Genomic DNA, 1661 nt, shown 5'->3' on the forward strand with positions numbered 1-1661 from the left:
CGTCTGGAAAGTTTTTCGGTCAGGGATGGGCTCGCGGCCTATCAGCTTGTTGGTGGGGTAACGGCCTACCAAGGCGACGACGGGTAGCCGGCCTGAGAGGGCGACCGGCCACACTGGGACTGAGACACGGCCCAGACTCCTACGGGAGGCAGCAGTGGGGAATATTGCACAATGGGCGCAAGCCTGATGCAGCGACGCCGCGTGAGGGATGACGGCCTTCGGGTTGTAAACCTCTTTCAGCAGGGAAGAAGCGCAAGTGACGGTACCTGCAGAAGAAGCGCCGGCTAACTACGTGCCAGCAGCCGCGGTAATACGTAGGGCGCAAGCGTTGTCCGGAATTATTGGGCGTAAAGAGCTCGTAGGCGGTCTGTCGCGTCTGCTGTGAAAACCTCAGGCTCAACCTGGGGCTTGCAGTGGGTACGGGCAGACTAGAGTGCGGTAGGGGTGACTGGAATTCCTGGTGTAGCGGTGGAATGCGCAGATATCAGGAGGAACACCGATGGCGAAGGCAGGTCACTGGGCCGCAACTGACGCTGAGGAGCGAAAGCATGGGGAGCGAACAGGATTAGATACCCTGGTAGTCCATGCCGTAAACGTTGGGCACTAGGTGTGGGGCTCATTCCACGAGCTCTGTGCCGCAGCAAACGCATTAAGTGCCCCGCCTGGGGAGTACGGCCGCAAGGCTAAAACTCAAAGAAATTGACGGGGGCCCGCACAAGCGGCGGAGCATGCGGATTAATTCGATGCAACGCGAAGAACCTTACCAAGGCTTGACATACACCGGACAAGTGCAGAGATGTGCTCCCCGTAAGGTCGGTGTACAGGTGGTGCATGGTTGTCGTCAGCTCGTGTCGTGAGATGTTGGGTTAAGTCCCGCAACGAGCGCAACCCTCGTCCCATGTTGCCAGCGGGTTATGCCGGGGACTCATGGGAGACTGCCGGGGTCAACTCGGAGGAAGGTGGGGATGACGTCAAATCATCATGCCCCTTATGTCTTGGGCTTCACGCATGCTACAATGGCCGGTACAAAGGGCTGCGATACCGCGAGGTGGAGCGAATCCCAAAAAGCCGGTCTCAGTTCGGATTGGGGTCTGCAACTCGACCCCATGAAGTCGGAGTCGCTAGTAATCGCAGATCAGCAACGCTGCGGTGAATACGTTCCCGGGCCTTGTACACACCGCCCGTCAAGTCACGAAAGTCGGTAACACCCGAAGCCGGTGGCCCAACCCTTGTGGGGGGAGCCGTCGAAGGTGGGACTGGCGATTGGGACTAAGTCGTAACAAGGTAGCCGTACCGGAAGGTGCGGCTGGATCACCTCCTTTCTAAGGAGCATCTGGCACCGGGTCTGCCTGTCATGGGTGGGCTTGTGGTGTCCAGGCCCACGCCCTGGCCGAATGTGTCGGGGGTGGTGCTCGAGGGTGGAACATCGACTACGGCCGGCTTGGTTCCGGTGGCTCCTAGTACGCCTGCAGCTCGTCTGCGGGGAGGGAACGGAGGTCCACACCGGGTGATCGGGTCGGCCTGGCACGCTGTTGGGTCCTGAGGGAACAGCCGTCATGGTTGTTGCTCTTGGGGTCGGAGCGCGCACTGATTCACCTGCGGGTGGGTCGGGTGCGCGTCGGCCTGCGGGCCGCCTGGTCCAGCGAACCGCCCCACGGGGG

General features: G+C 60.8%; 1 rRNA gene. It reads left to right on the forward strand.

Annotated elements, in window-relative coordinates:
- Positions 1-1322: ribosomal RNA gene (locus OMK64_RS19915) — 16S ribosomal RNA — on the forward strand; the annotation flags it as partial.
- Positions 1323-1661: the final 339 nt, after the last annotated feature.

Origin of the sequence: Cellulomonas fimi (assembly GCF_028527925.1) — a bacterium.
Classification (GTDB): Bacteria; Actinomycetota; Actinomycetes; order Actinomycetales; family Cellulomonadaceae; genus Cellulomonas; species Cellulomonas fimi_C.